Here is a 7,344-nt window from a genome sequence, read left to right on the forward strand (position 1 = left end):
GCGTTCTTGTTCGCGGGTCAGGGTTCTCAGCGGGTTGGTATGGGGGCGGAGCTGTATGCGGAGTTCCCTGTTTTCGCTGAGGCGTTTGATGCGGCGTGCGAGTTCCTGCCGCCTCTAGGGGATCTTGGCCGGACGGAGTTCGCGCAGCCTGCGTTGTTCGCTCTTGAGGTTGCGTTGTATCGGCTTGTTGAGTCGTGGGGCGTGCGTCCCGACTTCCTGCTAGGGCATTCGATCGGTGAGATCGCGGCCGCTCATGTCGCGGGTGTGTTCTCGCTGGAGGACGCGGGCAAGCTGGTAGCTGCTCGTGGTCGTCTGATGCAGGCGTTGCCCGCTGGTGGTGTGATGGTCGCGATCGAGGCGACCGAAGATGAATTCGCGCCGACCTCCGAATTCGGGATCGCGGCGGTGAACGGCCCGAATTCGGTGGTGATTTCGGGTGCGGAGTCGGTGGTTTCCCGGATTGCTGAGGAGTTCGCGGCTAAGGGTCGTAAGACGAAGCGTCTTGAGGTGAGTCATGCGTTCCATTCGCCATTGATGGAGCCGATGCTCGCCGAGTTCGCGCAGGTTCTCGACGGCATCACCTTTGCCGCACCGCAGATCCTGGTGGTGTCCACTGTGGCCGGTGGGCTCGCCGCGGACTTGACGTCGCCGCAGTACTGGCTCGATCACGTGCGTCAGGCGGTGCGTTTCGCCGACGGTGTGGAGGCTCTTGCCGCTGAGGGTGTGACGTCGTTCGTCGAGTTGGGCCCCGATGGGGTGCTGAGCGGGCTGGCCCAAGGCTGCCTGCCCGACGCCGAAGCCCTGTTCGTGCCGCTGCTCCGCGGCGACCGGCCCGAGGTCCACACCGCGGTCACCACCCTGGGCACGCTGCACACCCGCGGCGTCCCGGTCGACTGGACCGCGTACTTCGGCCCCGGCGAAACGGCCGACCTGCCCACCTACGCCTTCCAGCGCGAGCACTACTGGCCCAAGATCTCCGGCCTGGTGGCCGGTGACGTGACCGGCGCCGGGCTCGGCGCGGCGGACCACCCGCTGCTCGGCGCCGCCGTGGAACTGGCGGGCGGCGACGGCCTGGTCCTGACCGGCAGGCTCTCGGCCCGGACACACCCCTGGCTGGCGGACCACCGCGTCCAGGGCCGGGTGCTCGTACCCGGCACCGCACTGCTGGAACTCGCGGTCGCCGCCGGTGACCGGACAGGCTGTGACTTCGTCGAGGAACTGACGTTGTCCGCGCCACTCGCGCTGCCCGACTCCGGCAGCGTCCAAGTGCAGGTCGCCGTCGGTGCGGCCGACGAGGCCGGGCGACGGGAGGTGTCGGTCCACTCGCGCACCGAGGGCGACTGGACGACCCACGCGACCGGAATCCTCGCGCGCCGCTCCGTGCGACCCGGCGCCGGGTCCGCGGAATGGCCGCCGTCCGGCGCGCGCGAGGTGGATGTCTCCGGTCTGTACGCCGGAATGGCGGAAGCGGGCTTCGGTTACGGCGACAGCTTCCAGGGCCTGCGGGCGGCCTGGGTCCGCGGTGAGGAGATCTTCGCCGAGGTCGAGCTGCCGCGGTCCGTCCGTGACGAGGCCGGCCGCTTCGGACTGCACCCCGCTCTGCTCGACGCGGGCCTGCACGCGCTGGCCCTCCGCGCGGGCGACGGTGACGGTGGCGGCCGCGTCCCGTTCTCCTGGACCGGGTTCTCCCTGTTCGCCGTCGGCGCCGCCGTGGTCCGCGTCCGGCTGACGCCGTCCGGCGCGGACACGGTGTCGATCGAGGTCACCGACACCGAAGGCCGTCCCGTGGCGGCGGTCGAGTCCCTGGTCATGCGGGCGTTGTCGGAGCACCGGAACGCCGACTCGGACGCGCTGTACCGCCTGACCTGGGAGCCGATCTCCCTGCCCGCGGGCGAGACGACACCGGTCGTGACGGTGGAGTGCGTCTCCGGTGGCCGGACGACGGCCGAGCTGGTTTCGACGATGCTCGCGGACGTCCAGGGCTGGCTGGGGGCCCGCACCGTCGAGGACACGCGGCTGATGGTCGTCACCCGTGGCGCGGTGGCGGCCGAGACCGGGGAAGCGGTCCGTGACGTGCCCGCGGCGGCCGTCTGGGGTCTGCTGCGCACGGTGCAGGCGGAACACCCCGGCCGGGTGCTCCTCGTCGACGTCGACGAAGACCCGCGCTCGGGGGAGGCACTGGCCGTCGTCCCGAACGGTGACGAACCCCAGGTCGTGATTCGTGGCGGCGAAGCGTTCGCCGCGCGGTTGGGCCGGGTTTCGCGGTCGGCCGACCTGGTGCCGCCGGACGAGCGGACCTGGCGCCTCGACAGCGTCGGCAAGGGTACGTTGTCGAACCTGTCGCTGGTGTCCTGGCCGCAGGCTGGGGAGCCGTTGGGGGAGCTGGACGTCCGGGTCGAGGTACGGGCGGCCGGGGTGAACTTCCGTGACGTGTTGAACGCGCTGGGCATGTATCCCGGCGACGCCGGGCTGATGGGTATCGAGGGCGCCGGGGTGGTGCTGGAGGTCGGCGCGAAGGTCACCGACCTGGTGCCCGGCGACCGGGTGATGGGTCTGCTGGCGGGCGCGTTCGGCCCGATCGCGGTCACCGACTCCCGCACGGTGGCGCGGATTCCGGCCGAGTGGTCCTTTGTGGACGCCGCCTCGGTCCCGATCGTCTTCCTGACGGCGTTCTACGCCCTGCGCGATCTGATGGACGTCCGTTCCGGTGAGGCGGCGTTGATCCACGCCGCCGCGGGCGGTGTGGGCATGGCCGCGGTGCAACTTGCCCGGCACTGGGGGCTGGAAGTCTTCGCGACGGCGAGTCCTGCCAAGTGGGACGCGGTTCGCGCGCTGGGCGTGGCGGACGATCATCTGGCGTCGTCGCGGGACACCGACTTCGAGGCGAAGTTCCTTGCCGTGTCCGAGGGCCGCGGTGTGGACGTGGTGCTCGATGCGCTGGCAGGCGAGTTCGTCGATGCCTCGCTGCGCTTGCTGCCGCGTGGTGGCCGGTTCGCCGAAATGGGCAAGACCGACGTCCGGGAGCCGGAGCAGGTGGCGGCCGAGTACCCCGGTGTTGCCTATCGAGCATTTGACCTGATCGAGGCCGGTCCGGCGCGGATCGGTGAAATGCTGGCCGAACTGGTCGGCTTGTTCGAGGCCAAGGTGTTGTCGCCGTTGCCGTCCCGGGTATGGGATGTACGCCAGGCGCCGGAAGCGTTCCGGTTCATGTCCCAGGCGAAGCACGTGGGCAAGGTCGTGCTCAGCGTTCCGCAACCGCTTGATCCCACGAGGACGGTGCTGATCACCGGTGGTACTGGGAATCTGGGCGCTTTGGTGGCAAGGCATCTGGTCGATCAGGGCGCCCGAAAGCTGCTGCTGACCAGTCGTCGTGGCATGGCCGCGCCCGGTGCGGACGCGTTGGTCGCTGAGCTGACCGGCTTGGGTGCCGAGGTCTCGGTAGCCGCGTGTGACGTGGCCGATCGGGACGCGCTGACCGACCTCCTGTCCACTGTGGACCTGACGGCGGTCGTGCATACCGCCGGGGTGCTGGACGACGGCGTGGTGGAGTCGCTGACGTCCGACCGTGTCGCTTCGGTACTGCGTCCGAAGGCGGACGCGGCATGGAACCTGCACGAGTTGACGAAAACCCACGATCTGGCCGAGTTCGTGGTGTTCTCGTCGGCGTCGGGCGTCTTCGGCAACCCGGGGCAGGCGAACTACTCGGCGGCGAACGTCTTCCTGGACGCTCTCGCGGCTCACCGCCGCGCCGAGGGGCTACCCGGCCTTTCGCTGGCGTGGGGGCTGTGGGACCAGGAAGACGGCGGCATGGGGGCGACCCTCAGCTCCGCCGACCGGGCCAGGGTTTCCCGCTCGGGCAGTGGCGCGCTCAGCCCCGAACAAGGCCTCGCCCTGTTCGACGCCGCCCGCACCCGCGCCGACGCGCTCCTGGTGCCCTTGAACCTGAACCTCGGTGCGGGCCAGGCGACCGCCGCCGACGTACCCCCGCTGCTGCGCGGCCTCGTCAAGACGGTGACCCGCCGCACGGCCGCGTCCGCCGGGGCGGAATCGGCCGGTTCACTCGGGCAACGGCTCGCGCTCCTGTCCGTGGCCGCCCGGACCGAGGAACTCATCCGGATCATTCGTGACCAGGCCGCCCTCGTACTCGGTTACCAAGATGCCGAGCACGTCGTTCCGGAGTCGTCCTTCCGCGAGCTGGGCTTCGACTCACTGACCGCCATCGAGTTGCGCAACCGCCTCAACCAGGTCACCGGGCTGAAACTGCCTGCCACACTGGTCTTCGACTACCCGACACCGCTGGTGCTCGCGGCCTTCCTCCGTGCCGAACTGGTCGACGAGGACGCCGTGGACCTCGCCCCGGTGGTCCAGAGCCGCCCCGCCGCCGACGAACCGATCGCGATCATCGGCATCGGCTGCCGGTATCCCGGCGGGGTCGGCTCGCCCGAGGAACTCTGGGACCTGGTGGTGTCCGGACGTGACGCCATCGGTGGCCTCCCGCTCGACCGCGGCTGGGACCTCGACCTCGACTCCGTCAGGGAAGGCGGGTTCCTCTACGACGCGGCCGAGTTCGATCCGGGGTTCTTCGGGATTTCGCCGCGAGAGGCGCTGGCGATGGATCCGCAGCAGCGATTGCTGTTGGAGACCTCGTGGGAGGCGTTCGAACGCGCGGGAATCGACGCCGCGACCCTGCGCGGCAGCCAGACCGGCGTGTTCGTCGGCACCGCCACCCAGGGCTACGCCGTCGGTGTCTCACCGCTGCCGGACGGGGTCCGGGGACACCTGATGACCGGTACCACCCCGAGTGTGGCGTCTGGCCGGGTGGCTTACACCTTCGGGCTCGAAGGCCCGGCGGTCACGGTAGACACCGCGTGTTCCTCTTCGCTGGTGGCTCTGCATTGGGCGGCGCAGGCACTGCGGAACGGCGAGTGCGATCTCGCGCTGGCCGGTGGGGTCACGGTGATGTCCGCGCCGGGCGCCTTCGTCGAATTCGACGCACAGGGCGGGTTGTCCGCGGACGGCCGGTGCAAGGCGTTCGCCGAAGGTGCGGACGGTACCGGCTGGGGCGAGGGTGCCGGGGTGCTGCTGGTCGAGCGGCTGTCCGATGCCCGGCGTAAGGGACACCGGATCTTGGCCGTGGTGCGCGGTTCCGCGGTGAACCAGGATGGCGCGTCCAATGGGCTGACGGCGCCGAATGGTCCTTCGCAGCAGCGGGTGATCCGCGCCGCGCTGGCCAACGCCGGGCTTCGACCGTCCGAAGTGGACGCCGTCGAGGCGCACGGCACCGGGACTCCGCTGGGTGACCCGATCGAGGCGCAGGCGTTGCTCGCGACGTATGGCCAGGACCGTGAACAGCCGTTGTGGCTGGGGTCGGTCAAGTCCAACATCGGCCACACCCAGGCGGCCGCCGGGGTGGCGGGCATCATCAAGATGGTCATGGCTCTGCGTCACCAGATGCTGCCGAAGACCCTGCACGCCGGCACGCCTTCGTCCCATGTGGACTGGAGTGGCGGTGTCGTCGAGCTGCTCGGCGAGTCCCGTGCGTGGCCGGAGACCGGCCGTCCCCGGCGCGCGGCGGTGTCCTCGTTCGGGATCAGCGGGACCAACGCGCACACCATCATCGAGCAGGCGCCCGCCGAGGCGCCTCCGGTCCCGGCGCAAGGCCCCGCCGTGCTGCCGTTCCTGTTGTCGGGCAAGACGACGGCCGCGTTGCGCGCGCAGGCCGCCCGGCTGCTCCCCCTCGCGGAAGACCCGGCGGTGTCGTTGTCGGATCTGGCCTTCTCGCTGGCGGCGAACCGGTCCGCGCTCGAGCGGCGGGCGGTGGTGGCAGGCGCTGACTCCGCCGAACTGGCGCGGGCGCTGGCCGCACTGGCCGAGGGACGTCCGTCCGCCGAAGTGACCGAAGGTGTCACCGGCCGCGGCAAGACCGCGTTCCTGTTCACCGGTCAGGGCGCGCAGCGGGTCGGGATGGGGCGCGAGCTGTATGCCGAGTTCCCTGCTTTCGCCCAAGCCTTCGACGACGCTTGTGAGTTCCTGCCGTCGCGTCTTCGCGAGGTGGTACTGAGCGAGCCGGAGCTGCTGAACCGGACGGAGTTCGCCCAGCCCGCGTTGTTCGCGGTCGAAGTGGCCCTGTACCGCCTGCTCGAATCGTGGGGGGTGTGCCCCGACTTCCTGCTGGGCCATTCGATCGGTGAGATCGCCGCGGCCCATATCGCCGGGGTGTTCTCCCTGGAGGACGCGGGCAAGCTCGTCTCCGCCCGTGGCCACTTGATGCAGGCGCTGCCCTCGGGCGGGGCGATGATCGCGATCGAGGCGGCGGAGGACGAGATCGAGCCGGCCGCCGGGTTCGGGATCGCGGCGGTCAACGGTCCGACGTCGGTCGTGCTCTCCGGGGACGAGACGGTCGTCGCCGGGGTGGCCGCCGAGTTCTCGGCCAAGGGACGCCGGACCAAACGAGTCGAAGCGAGTCACGCGTTCCACTCGCCACTGATGGAGCCGATGCTCGCCGAGTTCGCCGAAGTGCTCGACGAGATCACGTTCAGCGCACCGATGATCCCGATGGTGTCCACTGTGTCCGGTGGGCTCGTCGCGGATCTGGCTTCACCGCGGTACTGGCTGGACCACGTGCGTCAGGCGGTTCGGTTCGCCGATGGCGTGCGGATGCTGGCCGCGCAGGGCGTGACGTCGTTCGTCGAACTGGGCCCCGACGGGGTCCTGACGGCGATGGCGCAGGGCTGCCTGCCCGGGACGGACGCGTTGTTCGTGCCGCTGCTCCGTGCCGACCGGCCCGAGGTCCGTACCGTGATCACCGCGCTGGGCGCGGTGCACACGCGGGGTGTCGCGGTGGACTGGTCCGCGTTGCTGAGCGGGAACCCCGTGGACCTGCCCACGTATGCCTTCCAGCGGGAGCGGTACTGGGTCGCGCCGGCGCGGACCGCCGGTGTCACCCGCCCGGACGACGTCGACGCGGCGTTCTGGGACGCGGTGGAGCGTGAGGACCTGGAGTCGGTCGCCGCCGAGCTGGCGATCGATGACGAACCGGCCCTGGGCACCGTGGTGTCTTCGTTGTCCGCGTGGCGGCGGAAGCGCCGCGAGTCCTCTGTGGTCGAGGGTTGGCGGTATCGGGCGGAGTGGGTTCCGGTGCGGGTGCCGGAAGCTCGGCCGGATGGTGAATGGCTGGTGCTGTCGCCGGTGCCGTTGGCTGACGGTGATGCGCTCGCAGGTCTCGGTGAGGTTGTCGTCATCGAGCACGCAGACCAGTCCGCGTTGGCGGAGTTGTTGGTGCCTGGTCGTTTCGCTGGTGTTGTGTCCTGTTTGGACGCCGAGGCGACGCTGGTAGTGGTGCAG

At 70.2% G+C, this 7,344-nt stretch carries 1 protein-coding gene; it reads left to right on the top strand.

What is annotated here, in order from left to right; genetic code table 11:
• Window positions 1–7,344, top strand: a 7,344-nt coding sequence (locus L324_RS18650) for a type I polyketide synthase (protein ID WP_152546905.1), incomplete at both ends; no start/stop codon positions are given.

Origin of the sequence: Amycolatopsis orientalis DSM 40040 = KCTC 9412 (assembly GCF_000478275.1) — a bacterium.
GTDB classification, from domain to species: domain Bacteria; phylum Actinomycetota; class Actinomycetes; order Mycobacteriales; family Pseudonocardiaceae; genus Amycolatopsis; species Amycolatopsis orientalis.